Origin of the sequence: Kordia sp. (assembly GCF_050633145.1) — a bacterium.
Classification (GTDB): domain Bacteria; phylum Bacteroidota; class Bacteroidia; order Flavobacteriales; family Flavobacteriaceae; genus Kordia.
Map to the genome: position 1 here is coordinate 71,536 of NZ_JBOEFY010000041.1, position 24,031 is coordinate 95,566.

Genomic DNA, 24,031 nt, shown 5'->3' on the forward strand with positions numbered 1-24,031 from the left:
ACTACTCTCCCATCATCTCAATAAGCTTCGCAGAAACTCTTTTATAAGTTCCATCTTCTAAACGCTTGCGAATTGCAGAGAATGCTACTAACGTCTCTTCTACGTCTTGTAAGGTATGCGATGCCGTAGGAATCATTCTTAATAAGATTAATCCTTTTGGAATTACTGGATATACTACAATTGAACAAAAGATTCCGTGGTTTTCACGCAAGTCTTTTACCAATGCCATTGCTTCCGGAATGCTTCCTTTTAAGTATACTGGCGTTACACAACTTTTAGTAGTTCCAATATCAAATCCTCTTTCTTTCAATCCGCTTTGTAGTGCATTTACGATTTTCCAAAGGTTTTGTTTTAATTCTGGCATTGTGCGTAACATGTCTAAACGTTTTAACGCACCAACAACCAATTGCATTTGCAATGATTTTGCGAACATTTGTGAACGCAAGTTGTATTTTAAGTAATCAATAATTTCTTTGTCTGCCGCAATAAATGCACCTGTACTTGCCATCGATTTAGCAAAGGTTGCAAAGTATACATCAATATCATCTTGAACACCTTGCTCCTGTCCTGCTCCAGCTCCTGTTGCGCCAAGCGTTCCAAAACCATGTGCATCATCTACAAATAAACGGAAGTTGTATTTTTTCTTAAGTGCTACAATTTCTTTCAGCTTTCCTTGCTCACCACGCATTCCAAAAACTCCTTCAGAAATCACTAAGATTCCTCCGCCAGTTTGTTCTGCCATTTTGGTAGCACGCTCTAAGTTTTTCTCTAAACTTTCTATGTCATTGTGCTTAAACGTAAAACGTTTTCCCATGTGCAAGCGCACACCATCAATAATACATGCATGTGAATCTACATCGTATACAATGATATCATCTTTAGAAACCAATGCATCAACGGTAGATACCATTCCTTGGTATCCGAAGTTTAGTAAGTATGTTGCTTCTTTTCCAACAAATTCTGCCAATTCATCTTGTAGTTGCTCGTGTAAGTCAGTATGACCAGACATCATACGCGCGCCCATTGGATAGGCTGATCCATACGCGGCAGCAGCTTCTGCATCTACTTTACGTACTTCTGGGTTGTTTGCTAAACCTAAGTAATCATTAATACTCCAAGTAATCACATCTTTTCCTTGAAACTTCATTCTATTTGAAATCTCTCCTTCTAGTTTCGGAAAAACAAAATATCCTTCTGCTTGTGATGCCCATTTTCCTAATGGTCCTTTATCCTTGTATATTTTAGCAAATAAATCCTTCATCTATCTCTGTTTTTCTTTATGTATCAATTCGGGTTATTGTAATGTATGAAGTTTTTTTGAAAACTTCAACGGCAAAAATAAATATTTTTACGTGTCAATCATAATAATTATACTTTTATGTTGAATTGCTATTTTTTTGAGGAAATCTTTGCGGAATATTAGTCTATAATACAAAAAAACAGCATAATATATAGTATGCTGTTTTTAAATATGTTAGAATACGAGTTTTCTTCTTATTTGATATATTCTATTTTTTGAGCTTCTTCTAAATTTTTACTATCAAAGAAACCTTGCGAGCTCATCCATTCATCGCTATATACTTTGCTCATGTATCTTGAACCGTGATCTGGAAAGATTACAATTACATTGCTGTTTTCGTCAAATTCACCTTCTTCAGCCAATTGCTCAATTGCTTGCATTGCAGCACCACTTGTGTATCCGACAAATAAACCTTCTGTTTTTGAAATTTCACGTGCTTTGTGCGCGCTTTCTTCATCTTTTACTTTGATGAATTTATCAATCACGTCGAAATCAGTTGCCGTTGGAATTAAGTTTTTACCCAATCCTTCTATACGATATGGATAGATTTCGTCTGCGTCAAATTCTCTTGTTTCGTGATATTTTTTTAATACAGAACCATAGGCATCAACACCTAAAACTCTAATATTCGGGTTTTGCTCTTTTAAGTATTTTGCTGTTCCAGAAATAGTTCCTCCAGTTCCACTACAGGCTACAAAATGCGTAATGTTCCCATTAGTTTGTTTCCAAATTTCTGGACCTGTACTGTTATAATGTGCATCAATATTTAATTCATTAAAATACTGATTAATATACACAGAACCTTTTGTTTCTTCGTGAATACGCCTAGCTACTTGGTAGTATGAACGTGGATCATCGGCGCTAACATGTGCAGGACATACATATACTTTTGCGCCCATAGAACGCAACATATCTATTTTGTCTTTAGAAGATTTAGAACTTACCGCCAAAATACATTCGTATCCTTTTATGATACTTACCATTGCAATGCTAAATCCTGTATTTCCTGATGTCGTTTCTATAATGGTGTCTCCAGGCTTTAAAATACCTTTCCTTTCTGCTTCTTCAATAATATATAAAGCGATTCTATCTTTTGTTGAATGTCCAGGATTGAATGCCTCAACCTTTGCATAGAAATTTCCTTTAATATTTTTTGTGATGTGATTTAATCTTACCAAAGGTGTGTTTCCGATAAGCTCGAGTACATTATCAAAAGCATTAATTTGTTGTTCCATAAAAACTATTAAGTTGGTACAGGGTTTTATTTTTATAAGTTTTGAAAATACGCAAAACCTTGCAAATTTAAGTTAAATTTTTTAATTACTCCTTTATATTCTCTAAGTCCAGTAAAAACGCGTATTCTTCGGCTACTTCTTTCAAAGATTCGAAGCGTCCGGAAGCGCCTCCATGTCCTGCTTCCATATCAGTATGCAATAGCAAAATACGATTGTCTGTTTTAAGTTCACGTAGTTTTGCAACCCATTTTGCAGGTTCCCAATATTGCACTTGCGAATCGTGCAAACCAGTTGTAACTAACATGTTTGGATATTCTTTAGTTTCTACATTGTCATATGGTGAATACGACTTCATATACTCGTAATATTCTTTCTCATTCGGATTTCCCCATTCGTCATATTCTCCTGTCGTTAACGGAATGCTATCATCTAACATGGTAGTAATTACATCTACAAAAGGAACAGAAGCAATAATTCCATTATATAACTCAGGATTCATGTTAGAAATTGCCCCCATTAATAATCCTCCAGCACTTCCACCAGATGCATATAAGTGTTTTGCCGATGTATATTTTTGTTCGATTAGATATTTAGAACAGTCAATAAAATCTGTAAAAGTATTTTTCTTGTGCATTAATTTTCCATCTTCGTACCAGTTTCTACCTAAGTATTCACCTCCACGAACGTGAGCAAGTACAAAAATAAATCCTCTATCTAACAGACTTAAACGTGCAGAAGAAAAATACGGATCTATGGTACTTCCATACGAACCATACGCATATTGAAAAACAGGATTTGTTCCATCTTTTTTGATTCCCTTACGATACATAACTGACATCGGAATTTTAGTTCCATCACTAGAAGTTGCCCACAAACGCTCTGAAGTATAGTTATTTTTATCAAACTTCCCTCCTAGTACTTCTTGCTCTTTTTTAACTTCTTTAGTCTTTGTAACCATGTTAAAATCGATCACAGAAGCAGGCGTTGTCATTGAATTGTATGTGTATCGTAAAGTTTCTGTATCAAAATCTACATTTACACTCGTATTTGCGGTATATGTTTCGTTGTCAAACGGTAAATAATAATCTTCTTTTCCGTCCCAACGAATGATTCTAATTTTATTTAAACCATTGTCACGCTCACTCAATACAAAAAAGTCTTTAAAGATTTCAATATCTTCCAACAAAACAGCTGCACGATGCGGAATAATATCTTCCCAGTGTTCTTTTCCTGTATTATTTTCTGGAGTTTTAGAGAGCTTAAAATTTGTAGCTTTATCTTTATTACTCATCACATAAAAATGATCTTTGTAATGCGAAATACTGTATTCTAAACCACGAACACGTTCTTGAAATACTCTGAATTCACCATCAGGAGTATCAGCTTCTAAGATTCTGTATTCCATTGTCAAAGTACTATAAGAACCAATGACTAAGTATTTTTTAGATTTTGTTTTGTAAACAAATGTAATATATGTTTCGTCTTCTTCATGAAAAACCACAACATCATTGGCTACTTCATCACCAAGTTTGTGCTTGTAAATTTTCTCTGATCGTAAGGTTTGCTCATCTTTATTGGCATAGAATAATGTTTTATTATCTGCTGCCCATGTAGCACTTCCTGTTGTGTTTTCAATACGTTCTTTATAAATTTCTCCAGTTTCGAGGTTTTTGATATGAATTACATACTGACGTCTACTTACCGTATCTACACCATAAGCCACTAATTTGTTGTTAGGACTTATACTTATACCCGAAAGTTTATAATACGAATAGTCTTTTGCCATTTCGTTCACATCAAATAAAATCTCTTCTGGAGCATCTAGTGAACCTTTTCTTCGTGTATGAATTGGGTAATCTTTTCCTTCTTCATATTTTTTTATGTACCAATAGCCATTCAATTTATAAGGAACGGAAGAATCATCTTCTTTAATTCTACCTTTAATTTCCTCAAATAAATCTTTTTGAAAATCTTTCGTATGTGCCGTCATTGCATCATTATAGGCGTTTTCTGCTTCTAAATAAGCTATGACTTCTGAATTTTCTCTATCATTTAACCAATAATAGTTGTCAATTCTCACATCGCCATGTTTTTCAAGTTTTGTAGGTTTCTTGGCAAGTATGGGTACAGGTATTTCTTTTTTCATGTTTTGAAGTATTCTTTTTACAGGAATTTATGAGTAGTAAAATTAATCAATAAGACGGTTCCTCTTTTTTTTCATTTGAAAAGTGCATTAAAAGCCCACAATTTAATAATTTTGTCAATAGTAACCTTTAATTATATATACAAATGTTTGGAGACTTAATGGGAATGATGGGTAAATTGAAAGAAACCCAGAAAAAAGTAGAAGAAACAAAGCAACGTTTACACTCTGTTTTGATTGATGAGAAAAGTTCAGATGGCTTATTAAGCGTAACTGCAACTGCCAATAGAGAGATTAAATCGATTCAAATTTCTGATGAATTATTAGAAGATAAAGAACAGCTAGAAGATTATTTAATTTTAATCTTAAATAAAGCTATTAAACGTGCAGGAGAAGTTCATGAAACAGAAGTATCTGCTGTAGCAAAAGATGGCATGCCAAATATTCCTGGCATGGACATGTTTTCTTAAAATACATACATATACATTATTGAGAAAGAGTTACTGTAAAAAGTAGCTCTTTTTTAGTTTTAGAAAGTGAAATACGTTTTTCAGAAAGTAGTTTGAAGCTATTTTTATAAATGATCTTAAGTTTATTCTGTCGACAAAAAAATACATTAAACATTAAAATCATTTATTATGAAAAAAAGAAGCATTAAAAATCTTGCTTTAAACAAGCAATCAATTTCAAATTTTGAATACAGTATTACTGGAGGACTTAACTCAGATTCTAAAACAGGAGGATGTAACACAATTACACTTATCATTGAATGTCCGAAACCAGCACCACCTGCAAATCCAGATCCAAGTCCAAGTGGAAACTAAACACTACATTTATTTTACATATTAAAACATTTATTATGAAGAAGAGAAGCATTAAGAGTCTTACTTTAAATAAAGTATCAATCTCTAATTTAGAAATGAATTTAGGTGGACAAAATGACGAAACTGGTTCATGTGTACATCCATCAAGATTAAAATCGAGATGTCCTGAAATTCATTCTAACTGTGAACCTTGTGCACCAAAAACTGTGTTTCCATCTATTAACATAACTATTTGCACAATTGCTAGTACAATACTATAATTTGTATTGTTAGCTTAGCAATGCAATTTTCTTATTTAACACAAAAAAGGGAAGTCAATTGACTTCCCTTTTTAATTTATCTCAAAACCTATTTCTAGATTATTTTTGATCTAAAACTCTAAACTGAGTTCTTCTGTTTGCCAAGTGTTCTCTTTCAGTACAAGAAACACCATCTTTACATCTGTTTAATAATCTTCTTTCTCCGTATCCGTTAGAAACAATTTTACTAGAGTTAATTCCTTTAGAAATTAAGTAGTTAGTAACTGCTTGTGCTCTTCTTTGAGATAACGCTTCGTTACTTTCTTTTGTTCCTCTAGAATCTGTGTGAGAAGCAATCTCTACAGAAACTCCACTTTGTAATACAGGTAATAATTTACTATCAATTTCACGCTTAGCAGCAGCAGTTAAAGTTGCGCTTCCTAAGTTCCAGTTGATGTTAAGGTTGTTGTAAGTTAATAATTTACAATCAACTTCTTTCCAAGTAGTTAAACCACCTTTTTTAGTCAATACTTCTTTTGTTACAGTTTTGTAAACCGCAGGAACTTCTGTTTCAACAACACGAGAATCCTCAACTAATTTAGTAGTTTTTAAAGTAGTTTCTTTTTGCGCTACAGGAATTGATCTTGTAGAAGGCGCAGAAGTCATTACTGTTTTCTTGAAAGTTTTGCTTACTGAAGGAATATCTTCTACACGAGTACTTTCACTTGTAATAAGTCTTTTCTTAACTGTTTCAGTAACAGCAGGAATTTCAATTCTTTCTGTAGATGGAGGCGTTACCATTACTCTACGCTTCATTGTTTTTACCTCAGCAGGTACATCAATGATACGTGTCGTTGGAGGTGTAACCATTACTGTTTTCTTGATAGTTTTTGTTACTTCAGGAATTGGAATTACACGTGTACTTGGAGGTGTAACCATAATTGTTCTTGTGAAAGTTCCTTCCCCACATGGTTTTCCACCATTGTTGTTAGGATCACAGTCAGGTGTTCTTACTGAAGAAGCATCTGCAGCTAAACGTTGTACAGGTACAACTTGGTTTTGTGCAGGAATTGCTTTGTAACACCAGTATCTACAATCATCTGGGTTTGAAGAATTACAGTCTGCTGGAGGAATTTCACTCATTTGCCATTCTGCAGCAGCTGGCTTTACTTCAATAGTTTCAAAGTCTTTTGTAAAAGATGCTCTTGTTAAACTAATTGACGATCCGTACTCTCTTTTCTTGTACGTTATAGTTTCAGTTCCCCATTCAGCAGGAACTACTTCCATACGCTGAGAAGCTTCTTTAACCATAATTACTACATCTCTTGTTTCATACACAGCAGGAACAATTTCTACTTTTTGATATGCTGGTCTTGTAACCACATCAAAAGTTCTAGTTTCATACACTGCAGGAACAATTTTTAATCTGTAGCTTGCTTCTTTTACAACTACAGTTTCAGTATCTCTACTTGTTTGTGATGGGACTTTCACTAAACGTTGAGATGCTTCTTTTGTTACTACTTCAAAAGTTTCAGTTCCGTACTCAGCTGGGACAATAGCTAATTTTTCTCCTGCAACTTTAGATACTACAGTTTCGTTCACGTTGGTATACTTTGCTGGGACAACTTTCAGCTTTTTGTAAGCTGGCGATACCATAATTTGTACATCCTGATTTTCGTACACATCAGGAGTAACACAACGAACATAACATTTACCTGGTTCTGGATTTGTTGGTAAATCTTGCCCGAAAGCAAAAGAACCAAAGGCTAAGGCTAGTCCAAAAAATAGTTTTTTTCTCATGTCTTAAATGATTAATTATTTATTTATTGTTATTAATGATTAACAATGTACGAAATTATCTATAACGATATTAATTCCATTATAAAAAAGCTATGCAAGCATACTATTAGGTCAAATTACTTTTTTTATCGATAAAAAGCATTTTTTAGGGGAAAATCCTGTATAAACTTCCAAATTGAACATTACAGCATTTCTTTTACCATATATTTTTGATATATTTACTCATCTAACTAAATCTCTAATTAACTATGTTTGAATTATTCCAAAGTGAAAACAATCAAAAATTCTACTTTAATTTAAAAGCTAAGAATGGACAAATCATCATGTCTAGTCAAGGATATGCGGATAAAAGCGGTGCTAAAAATGGTATTGAATCTTGTAAAAAGAACTCTACTGATGATAGTAAATTTGAGCGAAAAACTGCTAAAAATGGAAAATTCCATTTCAGTTTAAAGGCTGGAAACGGACAAATTATTGGAACGAGTCAAATGTATGCAAGTGAAGCTGGAATGGAGAACGGAATTGAATCTGTAAAGAAAAATGCTGGAAGCGCAGAAACTAAAGACGCAACAGAATAGAAAAACATTTTTATAAAAAAAGCAGCTCAATGAGCTGCTTTTTTTATGCTTTTTTGTTTTTATATTACCTCTTGAATTACTTTTAAAAATTGTTGATGCATTTCGGCAGTATAATCCAAATGTGTTACAATTCGGAGTTTACCACTTCCCATTCCGATCAAATCAATTCCTAACTTTTCTAGTTTGTTTAAGAAATCTTTTTCATCAATATCATCTTGTAAATAGAAAATAATAATGTTAGTGTCAATTGGCTCTACCTTTTTTATGATTGCTAAACTTTCAAGCGTTTTTCCTATTTCCTTCGCTTTCGCATGATCTTCTGCCAAACGTTCCACATGATTGTCTAATGCGTACGTTCCGGCAGCAGCCAAATAACCAGCCTGACGCATTCCGCCACCTAAGATCTTACGAATACGCAATGCTTTGTGAATTGTTTCTTCATCTCCTACCAATACAGAACCCACTGGACAACCCAAACCTTTTGATAAACACACAGAAATAGTATCAAATAATTTTCCATACTGCTCAGGCGTTTCTCCTTTTTCTACCAATGCATTCCATAAACGTGCGCCATCTAAGTGAAAGCCTAAATCATTTTCGCGTGCAACTGCATGAATTTTTTCAATCTCATTAAAATCCCAACAAGCACCACCGCCACGATTTGCAGTATTTTCCAAAGCGATTAATGCGCTCAGTGGACTGTGATAAAAATCAGGCGGATTTATTGCTGCTTTGGCTTGCTCGGCAGTAAACATTCCGCGATGTCCATCAATTAATTTACAGGAAGCGCCACTGTTAAAACTCACACCGCCGCCTTCATAATTATATATGTGTGCATCTTTATCGCAAATTACTTGATCTCCAGGATTTGTATGTAATTTGATTGCTGTTTGATTCGCCATTGTTCCACTCGGAAAAAATAACGCAGCTTCTTTGCCAAACATTTCGGCTACTTTTTGTTCTAAATGATTGATAGAAGCATCTTTCTTAAAAACATCATCTCCTACTTTTGCTTCAAACATTGCTTTTAGCATTTGTGGAGTCGGCTTAGTTACCGTATCACTTATTAAATTAATTCGCATTCTTTTTTTAGTATTGGGTTTTGGGTTTTGGGTTTTGGGTTAAGAAAAAACTTTTTCCAATTTAAAATTCAACATTTATAATTTAACATTTCAACTTCGTTAATCATTATAATGACAATTATCCGTTCCAATTGGAGAGCCATCTGGAATTTTTGGAGATGCTTCTTTTGTAAACTTCTCAGGATATTTTTTGAATTGATCCAGCATTTCTAAATAATAAAATTGATATGCTTTCTCAGACTCCTTGTATTTTCTTCCAGCTATTTTTTGAGAAAGTGTATGCAATATATACTGACTTTGCGCTTTTACAGCTGATGACGAGCTTGGATGTTTTGCCAAATTCATCAAATGCTTCAACACATTTACATTAACTGCATGCCCTAATTCACGTTCATAGGGATTAGAATAACTTCTATACAAAGATTTATCTAAAATCATTTCTGTCATTTCCATAAAGTCCAATTGTTTTGTATTCAGGCTTTTTTGCTGAATTAAACGTTCGGCACGTTGTGGATGAAACAAAAATGATAAAGTCATATCACTAGCGGTAGCTCCTGGGCTTACGGCATCAAAAACGACACCAGTATTTCCTTTAAACGATTCTCTTGATCTTGAATATGTATATGCTCTCGGCGGAAACATATCAAGTATTTTTGTTGGAATTTTTAATGTTTTCGCATCCAATGTTTGTAAAATTACACTTAAAGCTTCGCGTTGTTTTTTTGGCGAAACTACTTCTGTTATTAACTGTCCATCGTTTTTTGTAGCATAATTATAATTCAATCCACCTATAAGCTTAGAAGTTGCTTCTGTTTGATATCTATGGAAAAAATACAACGGAACAAACACATCTTCTAAAACAGTGTACGGTTCGTAACTACGAATATTATCTTTCGAAAAATTCTTGATTGCTAGTGCTCTTACGTCCAATACATTTTCCAATTCGTCAGGCGCACTTTTTCCATTATCCCACAAATGTGCGTTTGCATGTGCGCCGCCTGCTGGTCGTGCGTCATCATCAGAGATAAAACGATGTCCTGCTTTGTATGCCTTGTCTAAGATATTTTGTAAACCTTCTTTTTCCGCTTTCGCTGAATTGAATTCTGAGTATGAATATGCTACCGTAACTTTGTCCCATGAACCAATTCCTGTTGCATACGCATCTGACAAATCAATTTTTCCGTTTGTGATTTTTATGGTTGGATGCGGATAATCCATCACCGAGCTTCGATTATTAGTGCTTGCCGAAAAATTATGTGCAAATCCTATAGTATGACCAACTTCATGTGCAGACAATTGGCGAATTCGTGCCAATGCCATTTGTAACATTGGTTGATAATTTTTATCATTCTCACCAAAAGGCTTATTCAATAAAGCTTGTGCAATTAAAAAATCTTGACGAATTCGTAAACTTCCCAAACTCACGTGTCCTTTTATAATTTCTCCTGTTCTTGGGTCAACGACACTCGCGCCATAACTCCAACCACGCGTAGAGCGATGTACCCACTGAATTACATTATAACGTACATCCATCGGATCTGCATCTTTTGGTAGCATTTTTACTTGAAATGCATTTGTATATCCAATTGATTCATAGGCTTCATTCCACCAACGCGCACCATCTAACAAGGCAGAACGTACAGGCTCTGGAGTTCCAGGGTCTAAATAATATACAATCGGCTCTTTTGCTTCACTTTTTGCTGCATTCGGGTTTTTCTTTTCCAAACGATGACGTGTTACAAAACGCTTCATCATAGGCTCTTGAATTGGCGTTGCATAATCGTAATACGAAATATCGATTGCGCCACTTCGCGGATCAAAAACTCTTGGTTTGTAATTGGCATCTGGCAATTCGACAAACGAATGATGTTGAATTACAGAAACCAACGAAGCATTTGGTGTTACACTTCTTATGTTTGATCCTTTAGGTTTTCCTTTAAAAGTTAACAATGCTTCAAACTCTACATTATTAGGAAATGCTTTTGTTCTATTTAAAGAAAGTGCACTTTTGGTTTTATCAATTTTATAAACGCCTTGTTTGTTATTTGCTAAACTTTGAATAACGCCATGTGCATCTTGCAATAAAAAAGGTGTTAAGTCAATTGTATATTTTTTGTCTTTTTCAGAAATAATCGGGAAACCAAATAACACAGATTTAGCAAATGCTTGTTTAACACTTTTTCGTTCCAGATCGTTCGTAGTGTTTGCCCTGTAACGTAAATTGGGTTGCACCAACATAAGTTTGTCCCCCATTTTTTGGAATTGCACTACAACTCCATCACCAATTTGCCCTCTATCCAAACCAATATCATTAGAGCCTACTCCACTAGCTAATGAATACACATACAAGAAGTCTTCATCCAATTTTTCTACTTCTAAAAAGATTTTATCCGTTTTCTCTTCATAAGAAAAATTAAAAAGTCCTGTAAACTGTTCTCGGGGATAGGTTTTTGTTTTCTTTTTCTCTTGCGAAAAGCTAAATGAAGCACATAAGAAAATGAATATCAGTAGTGTATATTTTTTCATTCGAATATTATTTTGACAGAACCAAAACTTCATTTATCATCACAAAAAATAGCTTTATTGATGATTCTTTCGGTTTTTCTATTTTAGGCTATGAATATACGCAAAACATCTTATTTTTGTAGGAATTAAAAGAACAAACATGATAACATCAGATCAAATAAAAGATCTTATCAATCGCCTTGGTGCGTTAAGGAGGTATCTTTGACATAGATGCCAAACTGATTGAAATTGCAAACGAAGAAGAAAAAACGTATGCTCCTGACTTTTGGGACAATCCGAAAGAAGCCGAAATCATTATGAAACAACTCCGTGGAGAAAAAAAATGGGTTGGTGACTATAATGATGTAGGTGATTTAATTGGTGATTTGGAAGTTTTGTATGAATTCTACAAAGAAGGTGATGCTACACTTGAAGATGTAGAAACTCAATTTGAAAAAACAACTATAAAAATTGAAGATTTAGAGTTCCGAAATATGTTGTCTGACGAAGGTGACAGTATGAGTGCCGTACTACAAATTACGGCTGGTGCTGGAGGAACAGAAAGTTGTGACTGGGCAAGCATGTTAATGCGTATGTATTTAATGTTTGCTGAAAAACAAGGCTACAAAATCAAAGAACTCAATTACCAAGAAGGTGATGTTGCAGGAATTAAAACTGTAACCTTAGAAATTGAAGGTGATTATGCTTTTGGTTGGCTTAAAGGTGAAAATGGTGTGCATCGTTTGGTGCGTATTTCGCCATTTGATAGCAATGCCAAACGTCATACATCATTTGCTTCTGTATATGTATATCCTTTGGTTGATGACTCGATTGAAATTGACATCAATCCTGCGGATATAGAAATTGTAACATCGCGTTCTAGTGGCGCTGGTGGGCAGAATGTAAATAAGGTGGAAACCAAAGTACAGTTAAAACACAAACCATCTGGAATTCAGATTTCTTGTTCAGAAACACGATCACAGCAAGATAACCGAACGCGTGCCATGCAAATGTTAAAATCGCAGTTGTATGAAATTGAACTGAAAAAACAAATGGAAGCACGAGACGATATTGAAGCTGGAAAGATGAAGATTGAATGGGGATCACAAATTCGAAATTATGTCATGCATCCATACAAATTAGTAAAAGATGTACGTACAGCACACGAAACAGGAAATGTAGATGCTGTAATGAATGGACAAATTGATGAGTTTTTGAAAGCTTATTTAATGACGATGGGACAGGAAAAGGGTGAAGATGTACTTTGATGTTAGATTGCTTTGCTTATAGACGCGCTTTGCTTTTAGATCGCTTTGCTCTTAGATTTGTTTTTACTTACGTAAAACCTCTTAGACTGCTGCGCTGCTAGATTTGTTAGACTTGTTAATATAACTTAAATAATCATGATCTTTCTCAATACTAGTACCTCAATACTCACTACTAAAAAATAAAACTATGTTAAAAATATATCACAATCCAAGATGCGGAAAATCCAGAGAAGGATTGGAAATTTTAAAAGAATCTGGAAAAGAATTTACAATCATAAAGTATTTAGAAAATAGACTTTCGCTAGCAGAGTTAACAAAGATTATTGAATTACTTGGTATTGAACCGATTGATTTGGTACGACAAAAGGAAGCTTTTTGGAAAGAAAACTATAAGGATAAACGAATTTCAAAAGCTCATATTATGAAGCTTATGCTTTCCAATCCAAAATTGATGGAGCGCCCAATTGTTGTCAACGGAGATAAAGCCGTTATCGGACGACCACCGGAAAATATTAAAACAATTTTATAATACAAAAACCCAGCAAAAAAGCTGGGTTTTTCTTTTAACAGAACTTTAACGACCATCCATTAAACCTTCCCGTTTCTTTGCAGTCCAACCGACATCAAAAAAAGCTATACACATAAAGAAACCAATCATTAAAATGAAAAAATTACTCTTTTTCCTATGTCTTTTAGGAACAATTACTACTGTAGTAGGACAAAATAGCAAACAAGCAAAAAAAGTCACCATTACAGGGAAAGTACTTGATAAATCTACCAATCAACCATTAGAATACGCGACTATTATTTTTCAAGATAGTGCTAAAAAAAGATCTGTTACAGGCGGAATTACCAATTCAAAAGGAACATTTTCTATTGAAGTTGTTGCTGATGTTTACGATGTCACGGTAGAATTTATTTCGTTTAAATCGCAATATGTAAAAGGAAAATCACTCACAAAAGATATGTCGCTTGGAAACTTTTTTCTAGCAGAAGATGCACAGGCATTAGAAGCTATAGAAGTGATTGCTGAGAAAACAACTGTTGAAATTAAGCTTGATAAAAAGATTTATAATGTCGGGAAAGATTTAACAGTTCGTGGTGGAACTGTAAGTGATGTGTTGGACAATGTACCTTCAGTTTCTGTTGATGTGGAAGGAAATGTTTCCTTACGTGGAAATGAAAATGTACGTATCTTAATTAATGGAAAGCCTTCTGGTTTGGTTGGTTTAAATTCTACAGATGCATTACGTCAACTTCCAGCGGAAGCGATAGAAAAAGTAGAAATTATTACATCGCCATCTGCACGTTACGATGCCGAAGGAACTGCCGGAATTTTAAATATTATTCTGCGTAGAAGTAAATTGCAAGGCGTTAACGGTGCTATTACAACCAACATTTCATACCCAAAAGGATATGGTGTTTCAGGAAATATCAACTATCGTACAGGCGACTTTAACTTTTTTACTACTTCTGGTTACAATTACCGTGAAGTCCCTGGAAATTCGAACACATTTACCGAATATTTTAATGGCGATGAACCCAATACATTTTTAGATGAAGATCGTGAGTTTGATCGTATCCGAAAAGGATTCAATTCTAATTTTGGTGTAGAATGGTATATAAATGATAAAACTTCGCTGACAACTTCAATAGTCTATAGAAATAGTGATAATGAAAGCGAAACTTCCAATATTTTAACTCAGTTTGATGATGCTTTTAATGTTACAAATGTAAGTACACGTTTTGATCCTGAAGCAGAAGATGACAAAACGATTCAGTATGCAATAAATTTTGACAAAAATTTTGAAAAAAGCGGACATAAATTAACTGCAGATTTTCAGTATGAAAGTAGTTCTGAAGTAGAAAATTCGTTTATTTTAGTAAATGGTGATTTGGCAGAACAAGTAACTACAGACGAAAATCAAGATCGTATTTTATTACAAACCGATTATACGCTTCCGCTGAGTGAAACAGCTCAATTTGAATTTGGATATCGCGGAAATTTTTTAGATTTAAATACTGATTATCTAGTAGCTTTTTTAGAAAATGATGAGTTTGTAGCCGATACAAATTTGAGCAATGAGCTCAATTATCGTGAATATGTAAATGCATTTTACACGCAATACGGGAACAAAATTAGTTCTAAATTTTCTTTCCTTTTAGGCTTGCGATTAGAAGATACACGTATTACCGTAAATCAAATAACTAGTAGCGATTTGGAACGAAAAAACTATCTAAGCCTCTTCCCTACTGTGAATTTAGGATATGAAATTTCAGAAAATCAAAGCATTACTTTAGGATACAATAGACGAATTCGCAGACCGCGTTCACGATTTATCAATCCGTTTCCTTCGCGTTCAAGTATTACCAATGTGTTTCAGGGGAATCCTGATATTAATCCAAGTTTTTCCAACGGAGTTGACTTAGGCTATTTGAATCGATTTGGAAAGCTTACGCTGAATACATCTGTCTATTTTCAACGTGCTACCGATGTTTTCAATTTTATCAGTGAAGACACAGGACAAACGACTATTTTGAATGGTGAAGAAGTGCCAATTATCCGTAGAACACCTATTAACTTGGCTAGAAACGATCGTTTCGGATTTGAATTCACGCTCACGTATAATCCATCACGCAAGTGGCGACTTAATGGAAATTTCAACCTTTTTCAATCGTACAATCGTGGAGAATTTAATGGTGTTAATTTTGGTGCCGATAACCTAAGTTGGTTCGTTCGAATCAATAATAAAGTAACACTTCCTGGGAATATCGATTGGCAAACACGTTTATTCTATCGCGGTCCAAATGAAGATGCTCAAAATATCCGAAAAGGGATTTTCTCAGCCAATTTAGCATTCAGTAAAGATTTATTTAAAGACAAAGCTTCTATTGCTTTCAACATTAGCGACGTATTTAATTCTAGAAAAAGACAATCAGAATCATTTACCGATACGTTTAGAAGCGAAGGCGAATTTCAATGGCGCGAACGTTCATTCAACTTATCATTTACATATCGATTCAATCAGAAAAAGAAAAGAGAACGTGGCGGACGAGGTCAAGATAACAATGATGAAGGCGGATTTAGTGCAGCACCATAATTACATTTTTATCATATAACAAAAAGCTATACTATAAACGTGTAGCTTTTTTTTTAGGATTTCACTTACGTGGATTTTACTATTTTGAAGGAACTTACAAATTTTGTACCCACACTTTTATACTTTTTTAGTACTTTAGAATTTTATAAAACGAATTTACCATGGCACACGCAGCTCCTAAAACAGATAGTACCGATAGAGTAAAACTTCCTTTTCAGTTTGATGCTGAAAAAATGTTAGCTGAATTTGAAGCATTAAAGTTGAATCAGTTTGAATATTACAATGTAATTCCACTTCGTGCACCTGCACATACTGTAGATACTTCTTTGCCATTTCCGCCGCCTGCAGATGATTATGCAGATGGTTCTTGGTGCGATTGGTTGGATACAAATTATTTAGAAGAATCTCCGTATTTACAAAGTGTGATTGATACGTTTAAAGCCAATACCAAAGTAACGTTGGTTCGTTTGTTACGTTTGGCTCCAGATTCTGTAGTGCAACAACATACCGATCCTACATTAGGATTGGAAGTACATGCATCTGTGATTCGTTTAACGATACCGATTTTAAACAAAGAAGGCATTCAATTCTTCTTGAACGATTCTGAAGTTCCAATGCAACCTGGCGAATGTTGGTATTTACGCTTAACAGATCCGCATAGAGTGATTAATAATGGAAAAACAGAACGTGTAAATTTAACTATCGACATGATTCCAAATGATTGGATTCGTGGTATTATTAAAGAGAGTGATGTATAAAATTCCATGCTAAGTTTCAATAAAAGAAATGGATAGACAACATAGATTAAGTTTTTGTTCCAAATGCACACATAAGAAGTTTGATTCTACAAAAGGGATTATTTGTGGGTTGACTAATGATTCAGCCAAATTTTATAGCACATGTAAAGATTTTTCAGGAAATAAATTTGAAGTTGATAAAACAATAAAAGATAGACAGTTAGATAAAATTAATGAAGAAGAATTTGGCAAACATGGCAAACCGTTAAAAATAACAGTATGGCTATTCATCCGAATTATTGCATTAATTATTTCACTCATTCTATTACTTCAAAAATTAACTTCTTAAAACAACAGATAACTAAAAATAAAATATATGAAAAAAGTATTGTTTCTATTTATAATACTTATCTATACATCTGTGAGTCATGCACAAAAAACCTCCATGGATATTCGCACTGCAGTAACTTCTCATTTAAAAGCTATGGAAGCTAAAAAATATGAAAAGGCTCTTGATTACTATTATGAAAAGTATTATCTAATCATGTCAAGATCTGAGTTGCTAAAAGAATTAAAAGAGATGGACACTAATGAAATGTTAGAGGCAAAATATAAATTTTCTAAGATTATTTCTGTCTCTGAGATTATTACTCATAATGATGTTCAATATGCTTTGGTTGAGTATCAAGTACAGGTTTTTCTTAAATTTAAAAATTCTGTAGAAGAAGAAGTAATACAATATGTAAAGAAAAAAATAGAAGCGAAAGAAAAAAATGTATCTTATTCAAGTAAAAATAAAGAGGTAGATTATTACAGAAACTCGCTTGCTATTGTTATTAATACTAATGGCTGGAAAATATTACCATACTCGAAAAAATTAGCCCCTTTCATAAAAAGTATGATTCCATCAATGGTATACGAAAAACTTACTATTCCTAAATAAACATTTGATTTTGTTAAATAAATAAAAACGCAGCGAACTTCAGTCAATCATGAACCGAAGCCCGCTTATTCATTATTTAGGATTGCAACTACCTTGACAGCTTTTATGACATGTCCACTGTCCCGACCATGTACAATTATCTAAAGATTGGCACGTTCCAGAGTGATCTTTCCCTCCTTGTAATTTTCCTTGTAAATGTGAAATAGGCTTTTTATTCAATTTCAAATTTTGAAGATTTTGTTTTTTCATGATTTAATTTTTGAATTAATAAAATTCAAATTAGAAAAAATATAAGTCAATTTACTACGGCAAAACCATACTTAACTTTTATACATAACATTCTATAAAAAATAGCGTAAATTGTAATTGAATTATTTTTCAGGAATAAAAACACTTATCATGGCAAAAAAAACAAAAGCACAACCTAAAAGTTTTCCAACAGCTGTAAATTCACAAATCACAGACTCTGTTACACAAGTAAACACAAAAGTTCTTGGCGATGCGCCAGCAGTAGCTACGGGAAACCTTACGGAAGCTACTTCGGAAGCATTAAGTAATGCTGCACACAATGCAACTACAGAAGAACCTAATTCCGCACTAACTGCACAAGCAGCTATCACACAAAGTCTTGAAACATTATACAGCATCGATACTGCTAGTACTGATATTACAGCGGGTAAAATTTTAAAAGACACTGAATAATTAACTTAAGTTATATTCAGAATACTATATACAGCGAACTTCGGTTCGCTGTTTTCTCATAAATAGTTACGCTCTTACGGATTCCCGTAATGCATAAATAATTGTTTGATGTTAATTGCATGATTAAACAAATCATCAACTATACATGAAAAAAATTACATTATTATTTATTGCTTTATTTTATATTGGAATCTGTTTCTCCCAAAAAGATCTTGCTAAAGTTGCCAAAGTAAACGGTATTGAAGTTTACATTCTTAATGAACCTTTACGAAAATATGAAGTCGCTTTTAATAAGAAAAAAGGAATTCAATGGAGTTCATTTTTAACTGGTGGACTCATTAACTCTTCCATATCTACCAAGATTACAAGGTACATTGATCGACTTCAAAAAGAATCTAAAGAAACAGGAGAAAAATTTGATGCGATAGTTTATACTAATGGAAAAAATGTAACTGCAATACGTTTTACGAATCCTGATGATATTGATAAAGGTGGTTTAGCTACAGTTCAAAAAATTGAAGGAATTCCCGTTTTTGCTATGTGCGAACCTGTACTTGCTTATGACCAAGTTAAGAAAAAAGGAGCTGGAATCAAATGGAAAAGTATGGTTACTGGCGGTTTATGGAATAATAGTATTGAACAAGATTTAATAAAATTCGCTAAAAGATTTAGAAGGCATTTCCGAAAGAAAAAAATTGATGCAATGATATATCGTAGACAAAAAAAAGCGTATGGAATTAAGTTCACTGAAGGTGAAAACACTAATAAAGTTGCTGAAATAGAAGCAGATGATTCATCTGAAAAAGAAATCGAAAAAACCTCAACTACTGAGAATCAAAATAATTCATTTACAATCAATGGAAACTGGAAATCTTCTTGTGGACGTACTTTTACACTTGTGAAAATGGGAAATACAATAAAACAGTTTGTAGGAGATAAAGAGTTCTCATTTGAAAAAACAGAATATGATGCTACTTTCAAAATAAAAGATGGCACTAAAATTTTGACAATAAACAAAGATGATTCTATAACTTACAAAACTACAGATGGTTTTGAATGTACATGGACAAAGCAATAATTTATTTAGCACATACTAACAACTTTTTTATTTGACAGCGAACTTCGGTTCGCTGTTTTATTTTTATATACTTCTTCAAAAAATCTTATTCCTTCAGCTTTACATCTTATTCCTAAAAAGCGACAGCTCGTTCTATTTTTCTCCTAAATAGATATCATATATATTCTCTTTGTATAGAATTACTAACTTAAAACAAAGTAATTCTATACAAATTTGAAGAAATAAATTAATTCATGGCGGAAACCGAAAAGCCTTAAATAGAGTAGGAATTGATTAAAACCAACTAATATGAAAACTACAACAAATGAAACTCTTATTATTGAAAGTTTACACCACGAGCCTATTGATACATCATTTTACCCCATGGTATCTGCTTTTCAAGATGAAGATGTATTGTATGTCTGTGTGTGTCTTTTACTAACACAAAAACAAATAGAGAGTTTAGACGTAAATGAAGTTATCTATGACCCGATCATTATAAACACCTTCCATTTTGATCGACATTTTAACATTACAGTAGATGATGAAAATGGTGAGACCAAATATCCATATGCGTTCACTTTCAATATAAAAGACATAATCCCAACACATGTTGTTTATGTATCAGTAACAACTCCAAGTGATCCTATCGATTATGATGACGATATGAATGCTGACCCTAAAACTAAAAGAGGCACAGAAGTTACTGTTCAATCAAGTACACATTTAAAATAATGTAGGAAAATTTATGAGAGAAATTTATATTTCATTAAATTACGAGAAAGAACAATGATGAATTACAAATTATTCATATTAATAATTCTTTGCCTGCCGTGCCATAATCTTTTTTCCCAAAATGATTATGGTTTCTCTTTTTTTGAAAAAACAGTAAAAACTGAAAGTGATAAATTTACCCAAAGTGTCAATTTTCGCAAAGCGCAATCGTTCTTTCTAGAACATGTTTGGGATTCTACATTGGTGTACTCAATGAAACAATTAAGTGAATCTCCAGACAATACTGAGTTAAAAAACTATTGCTTGCTATTTAGAGGTATTAGCTTTCATAAAAAACAATTATACGATGAAGCTAAAAAGGAGTTTACTAAAATACCAAAAGACTTTTTATTCCATAACAATATCATTTTATATTTAGGAGAAATAGCGCTAAGTCAAAATAAAGTACCCGAAGCTATTCGTTATTTTAAACAAGTTGAAAAACTCAATACATCTGAAATATTTGGTGTTAAAAAAAGCGTCATTGACCAAAATCTAGGTACTTGTTATTTACTTCAAGAAGAATTTGAAAAAGCTGAATTTTATCTATTAAAAAGTACAAAAGCACAAGAGATAGAAAAAGATACTATTAAACTTATTGGTTCGTATGGTGATATTGCCAATTTATATTATTCTCAATACAAAGATGCACAAGCCATACCATATTTTGAAAAAGCGTATGAGTTATCTAAAATGGCTCACAATTTTGATTTAAGAAGAAAAACTGCATTAAACATGTCGGTTGTAGAAGAAGAGCTTAAAAACTATCCAAAAGCGATTCAATATCGAAAAGAATATGATCGATGGAAAGATTCTGTAAACGATCAAAATAAAATTTACGCAACTGCACAAGCTGAAAAGAAAATTGAAGTTGAGAAGGAGCAAAAAAAAGTAGCTATCATTAAAGCCGATAATAAAGTAAAAATTGCCGAACGAAATACGTATTTGTATTCTGCAATTGTATTGCTCTTAATGCTTGGCGTGAGTGCATATTTGTATCATGAAAAAGTAAAACGGAATAAAATTATCAATGAACAAAAAGAGCGTTTAGACGAACTTAATGCTACAAAAGACAAACTATTTTCTATTGTCAGTCACGATTTACGTTCGTCTGTAAATGCAATCAAAACGAGTAATAAAAAATTAATAAACACGCTAGAAACTAAAAAATTAACAGAAGTAAACAGTCTATTACAAAACAATAGTTCTATTGTAAATGGCGCGTATAATTTGTTGGATAATTTACTAAATTGGGCACTATTACAAACCAAACAATCCCATTTTGAAATCACCAAACTACACTTATTCCGTATTGTAGAACACGTAGCATATAATTACAAAGCGATATTAGCAGATAAAGAAATTTCTTTTAAAAATACCATTTCAAAAGATAACATTGTTTATGTAGACAAAGAATCACTGAAAATTATTTTAAGAAACTTGATTGATAATGCAATTAAATTCTCAAATCCAAAAGATAAAATTAGTGTTTACACAAATAATGATAACTCAGATTTCTGTCAATTAATCGTGGAAGATACAGGAATTGGCATGAACAATACTACACGTAAAGAATTATTGAAAGACACTTCACTCCTAGCCAAAAAGCAGCACGAAGACATCTTAGGCACAGGATTGGGCATGCAGCTTTGTAAATCGATGATTAAAAAAAATAACGGTACATTTTCTATTCAAAGCGAATTAGGAAAAGGCACAAAAATGATGATTTCACTACCTAAAAACCTACCAAATGGATAACATAAATGTACTTATTGTTGAAGATGATCAACAACAAATTGATACCTTAACTTACATACTCCAAGATAATGGTTTTCATGTGGCTGCTGTTGCCAAAAATTACAAACAAGCTATTAGTACTTTGCAAGAAGTAGATTATGATATTGCTATCCTCGATATTTTTTTAGGCAATAATCCTGAAGGACTTATGATTGCTGAGTTTATAGATTTACAATCCGATAAACTGAGGCCTTTTATTTTTCTTACAAGCGCTACAAGTCGGCAAATTTTTAATCGTGCAAAATTAACACATCCATATAACTACATTATCAAACCGTATAACGAATTAGAATTGATCTATGCCATTGAAACTGCGATTGAAAAGTTTTACGATCAAGAGGATTCTTTTTCTGCCGAAGATGAAAATACAATCATTAGCAAAGAACATTTATTCATCAAAAAAGGAAAATCACTCAAAAAAGTACGTACAAACGATATTATTTTTATTGAAGTAGAGGAAAAATATTGCAACATCGTTACGGAAAAAGAAAAATTTGTTATTCTTATTTCGCTTGTTAAAATTTTGGAACTATTAGATGAAACCATATTCTATAGAACGCATCGTAATTTTATCATAAACATTCATAAGGTAGAAGAAATCATTCCGCAAGACAATCTTATTCTACTCTCAGGAAATTATAAAGCAACCTTAAGCGGAAAGTATAAAGACATTATTAATAAGTTTCAAACGCTGAGATAGTTTTTGGGTCTTGGGTTTTGGGTCTTGGGTCTTGGGTCTTGGGTCTTGGGTCTTGGGTCTTAAAAGAAATTCTTTTTAAATTCAACATTNNTCAACATTCAACATTCAACATTTAGCATTTAGTATTTAGCAAAAAAATCTAATTCCAAGGTTCTTCAATCTTATGGGTAAAAAACTCCATCTTATCCCATTATTTTAATCTTCACTTCCATTACTTCCTAATTTCACTTCAGAAATAAAACGCTAGCTAGTTGAATTCTACCATTTTTTAGTCATCATTTTCAATGTATTCACGCAACTGAGTTTTCAGTCAAACAAAAAATATACACACGAAATACAATCACTAAAAAACAAAATGTGGAAAAAACCACCTAAAAATAGGCGGAGTCTGAAAAGCCTTACGAGTAAGAAATTAATTAACCATTAAAAAACCTAGAAATTATGGCAAGTATAAATTGGAACGACGGACAACTTATTGAATTTGGACAAGGAGATACAGCAACATGTACTGGAAACTTAAACAAAGGACAGCTTTATGCTTTATTCTTTTACAACTACGCAGGAAACGATGCTACTACTGATGTAACAGTAACAGGAAACAATGCATTTCCTCCAATAACAGTTACTGTACCTGGTACGACTGGTGATCAAGGATTGGCTGCATTATGTTTTGTAAGTGGTGACGACACATCAACTATTGCTGCTTCTATTCTTAACGGACAACCTGGAGCTAACATACAAGCATTCATCGGAAGTGTAAAAATGCCAACCAACACAAGAGGAATCAATAACAGAAGCTTGCCATTAGATGGTAACATGCATCCTTTTGAAAAATTTACACGATACTATGCAGTTCCTGAATCACATTGGTATTCTGCTCAAGTTACCAGCAATATCAATGCTTTTATTTCTGTTCAATTTACAGAAACTAAAGCAGAAGTGATTTGTGTAAATGCTCCAGCAAGTGGAATTGGTAGTGTTATTGAATACTACGGTAAATCTGCCGAAGCAAATGTTACTATTACGGAAGAATCTCGCCAGTCAAAAACTTGGAATCTTTCTGGTAATGGTACTCAATTCGTTTGGATAAATGCTGATAGTACACAGAATGCAGAAGATGCTACTATTTCTGTACAATCATTACAAGCATTGTACAAATAATAGAAGCTATTATTATTAATAAAGACTTCTAATTAAAAAGTACTTATAAAGGAGTTGTCTTCACTTTTAGTGGATGCAACTCTTT

Annotated in this window: 23 protein-coding genes; 16 read left to right on the forward strand and 7 right to left on the reverse strand. The window is 33.2% G+C overall.

All coding sequences use genetic code 11. From position 1 onward, the window contains the following. Position 1: 1 nt before the first annotated feature. The 3 genes from ACRBBL_RS19295 to ACRBBL_RS19305 form a co-directional block, all read right to left on the reverse strand. Entirely contained in the window at positions 2 to 1,261 is a 1,260-nt protein-coding gene (locus tag ACRBBL_RS19295; RefSeq protein ID WP_431370721.1) for an aminotransferase class I/II-fold pyridoxal phosphate-dependent enzyme, read from the reverse strand. Positions 1,262 to 1,494: 233 nt separating this feature from the next. After that, positions 1,495 to 2,535: a PLP-dependent cysteine synthase family protein gene (locus ACRBBL_RS19300; protein WP_431370722.1), complete on the reverse strand. Its 1,041-nt coding sequence runs from the start codon at positions 2,533 to 2,535 to the stop codon at positions 1,495 to 1,497. Positions 2,536 to 2,620: 85 nt separating this feature from the next. Further along, positions 2,621 to 4,681 carry a S9 family peptidase gene (locus tag ACRBBL_RS19305; RefSeq protein WP_431370723.1) on the reverse strand — a complete coding sequence of 687 codons (2,061 nt, stop codon included), beginning with the start codon at positions 4,679 to 4,681 and terminating at the stop codon, positions 2,621 to 2,623. A 143-nt stretch (positions 4,682 to 4,824) separates the two neighbouring features. Here ACRBBL_RS19305 and ACRBBL_RS19310 point away from each other — a divergent pair, with 143 nt between their 5' ends. The 3 genes from ACRBBL_RS19310 to ACRBBL_RS19320 all read left to right on the forward strand — a co-directional run bounded on the left by ACRBBL_RS19310 (position 4,825) and on the right by ACRBBL_RS19320 (position 5,762). Beyond that, positions 4,825 to 5,148 carry a YbaB/EbfC family nucleoid-associated protein gene (locus ACRBBL_RS19310; RefSeq protein ID WP_431370724.1) on the forward strand — a complete coding sequence of 108 codons (324 nt, stop codon included), beginning with the start codon at positions 4,825 to 4,827 and terminating at the stop codon, positions 5,146 to 5,148. A gap of 168 nt (positions 5,149 to 5,316) precedes the next feature. After that, complete coding sequence (locus ACRBBL_RS19315; protein WP_431370725.1) at positions 5,317 to 5,502, forward strand: hypothetical protein; 186 nt, start codon at positions 5,317 to 5,319, stop codon at positions 5,500 to 5,502. A 35-nt stretch (positions 5,503 to 5,537) separates the two neighbouring features. Beyond that, complete coding sequence (locus ACRBBL_RS19320; RefSeq protein WP_431370726.1) at positions 5,538 to 5,762, forward strand: hypothetical protein; 225 nt, start codon at positions 5,538 to 5,540, stop codon at positions 5,760 to 5,762. A gap of 99 nt (positions 5,763 to 5,861) precedes the next feature. On the opposite strand, the gene ACRBBL_RS19325 is transcribed toward ACRBBL_RS19320, so the two are convergent. Further along, positions 5,862 to 7,541 (reverse strand): OmpA family protein, encoded by a 1,680-nt coding sequence (locus tag ACRBBL_RS19325; RefSeq protein WP_431370727.1) that lies wholly within the window; start codon positions 7,539 to 7,541, stop codon positions 5,862 to 5,864. Positions 7,542 to 7,789: 248 nt separating this feature from the next. Between ACRBBL_RS19325 and ACRBBL_RS19330 the strand changes: the two genes are divergently transcribed. Then, positions 7,790 to 8,119, forward strand: coding sequence for a YegP family protein (locus ACRBBL_RS19330; RefSeq protein ID WP_431370728.1), 330 nt, complete (start codon positions 7,790 to 7,792; stop codon positions 8,117 to 8,119). A 59-nt stretch (positions 8,120 to 8,178) separates the two neighbouring features. Here the strand turns inward: ACRBBL_RS19330 and ACRBBL_RS19335 are convergent, their stop codons facing one another. Both ACRBBL_RS19335 and ACRBBL_RS19340 read right to left on the reverse strand, forming a co-directional pair. Next, positions 8,179 to 9,201 carry a threonine aldolase family protein gene (locus tag ACRBBL_RS19335; RefSeq protein ID WP_431370729.1) on the reverse strand — a complete coding sequence of 341 codons (1,023 nt, stop codon included), beginning with the start codon at positions 9,199 to 9,201 and terminating at the stop codon, positions 8,179 to 8,181. A 99-nt stretch (positions 9,202 to 9,300) separates the two neighbouring features. Continuing rightward, a complete protein-coding gene (locus ACRBBL_RS19340) occupies positions 9,301 to 11,727 on the reverse strand; it encodes a zinc-dependent metalloprotease (protein ID WP_431370730.1) in 2,427 nt (808 codons plus the stop codon). Positions 11,728 to 11,866: 139 nt separating this feature from the next. Here ACRBBL_RS19340 and prfB point away from each other — a divergent pair. The 6 genes from prfB (at position 11,867) to ACRBBL_RS19370 (ending at position 17,755) form a co-directional block, all read left to right on the forward strand. Next, a protein-coding gene (gene prfB, locus ACRBBL_RS19345; protein WP_431370731.1) for a peptide chain release factor 2 occupies positions 11,867 to 12,974 on the forward strand; the annotation gives its coding sequence in 2 pieces (ribosomal slippage) (positions 11,867 to 11,929 and positions 11,931 to 12,974; 1,107 coding nt in all). 187 nt (positions 12,975 to 13,161) lie between these two features. Next, complete coding sequence (gene arsC, locus ACRBBL_RS19350) at positions 13,162 to 13,503, forward strand: arsenate reductase (glutaredoxin) (protein ID WP_431370732.1); 342 nt, start codon at positions 13,162 to 13,164, stop codon at positions 13,501 to 13,503. A gap of 133 nt (positions 13,504 to 13,636) precedes the next feature. Further along, on the forward strand, positions 13,637 to 16,075 hold the full coding sequence (locus tag ACRBBL_RS19355; RefSeq protein WP_431370733.1) for a TonB-dependent receptor domain-containing protein: 2,439 nt from the start codon (positions 13,637 to 13,639) through the stop codon (positions 16,073 to 16,075). Between the two features lie 161 nt (positions 16,076 to 16,236). Continuing rightward, positions 16,237 to 16,833 carry an aspartyl/asparaginyl beta-hydroxylase domain-containing protein gene (locus ACRBBL_RS19360; protein ID WP_431370734.1) on the forward strand — a complete coding sequence of 199 codons (597 nt, stop codon included), beginning with the start codon at positions 16,237 to 16,239 and terminating at the stop codon, positions 16,831 to 16,833. Between the two features lie 28 nt (positions 16,834 to 16,861). After that, positions 16,862 to 17,161, forward strand: a complete 300-nt coding sequence (locus ACRBBL_RS19365) for a hypothetical protein (protein ID WP_431370735.1) — start codon at positions 16,862 to 16,864, stop codon at positions 17,159 to 17,161. Between the two features lie 27 nt (positions 17,162 to 17,188). Continuing rightward, complete coding sequence (locus ACRBBL_RS19370; RefSeq protein ID WP_431370736.1) at positions 17,189 to 17,755, forward strand: hypothetical protein; 567 nt, start codon at positions 17,189 to 17,191, stop codon at positions 17,753 to 17,755. Positions 17,756 to 17,827: 72 nt separating this feature from the next. Here the strand turns inward: ACRBBL_RS19370 and ACRBBL_RS19375 are convergent, their stop codons facing one another. Further along, on the reverse strand, positions 17,828 to 18,004 hold the full coding sequence (locus ACRBBL_RS19375) for a hypothetical protein (RefSeq protein ID WP_431370737.1): 177 nt from the start codon (positions 18,002 to 18,004) through the stop codon (positions 17,828 to 17,830). A gap of 150 nt (positions 18,005 to 18,154) precedes the next feature. On the opposite strand from ACRBBL_RS19375, the gene ACRBBL_RS19380 reads away from it, so the two are divergent. The 6 genes from ACRBBL_RS19380 (at position 18,155) to ACRBBL_RS19405 (ending at position 23,946) form a co-directional block, all read left to right on the forward strand. Beyond that, positions 18,155 to 18,457, forward strand: a complete 303-nt coding sequence (locus ACRBBL_RS19380; protein WP_431370738.1) for a RebB family R body protein — start codon at positions 18,155 to 18,157, stop codon at positions 18,455 to 18,457. Positions 18,458 to 18,602: 145 nt separating this feature from the next. Then, a complete protein-coding gene (locus tag ACRBBL_RS19385) occupies positions 18,603 to 19,535 on the forward strand; it encodes a hypothetical protein (RefSeq protein WP_431370739.1) in 933 nt (310 codons plus the stop codon). Between the two features lie 288 nt (positions 19,536 to 19,823). Further along, positions 19,824 to 20,249 carry a hypothetical protein gene (locus ACRBBL_RS19390; protein ID WP_431370740.1) on the forward strand — a complete coding sequence of 142 codons (426 nt, stop codon included), beginning with the start codon at positions 19,824 to 19,826 and terminating at the stop codon, positions 20,247 to 20,249. Positions 20,250 to 20,501: 252 nt separating this feature from the next. After that, positions 20,502 to 22,046, forward strand: a complete 1,545-nt coding sequence (locus ACRBBL_RS19395; protein ID WP_431370741.1) for a tetratricopeptide repeat-containing sensor histidine kinase — start codon at positions 20,502 to 20,504, stop codon at positions 22,044 to 22,046. Continuing rightward, positions 22,039 to 22,785 carry a LytR/AlgR family response regulator transcription factor gene (locus ACRBBL_RS19400; protein WP_431370742.1) on the forward strand — a complete coding sequence of 249 codons (747 nt, stop codon included), beginning with the start codon at positions 22,039 to 22,041 and terminating at the stop codon, positions 22,783 to 22,785. Before ACRBBL_RS19395 ends, ACRBBL_RS19400 begins: the two co-directional genes overlap by 8 nt. Positions 22,786 to 23,226: 441 nt before the next feature. After that, positions 23,227 to 23,946, forward strand: coding sequence for a hypothetical protein (locus ACRBBL_RS19405; RefSeq protein WP_431370743.1), 720 nt, complete (start codon positions 23,227 to 23,229; stop codon positions 23,944 to 23,946). The last annotated feature ends 85 nt before the right edge of the window (positions 23,947 to 24,031 follow it).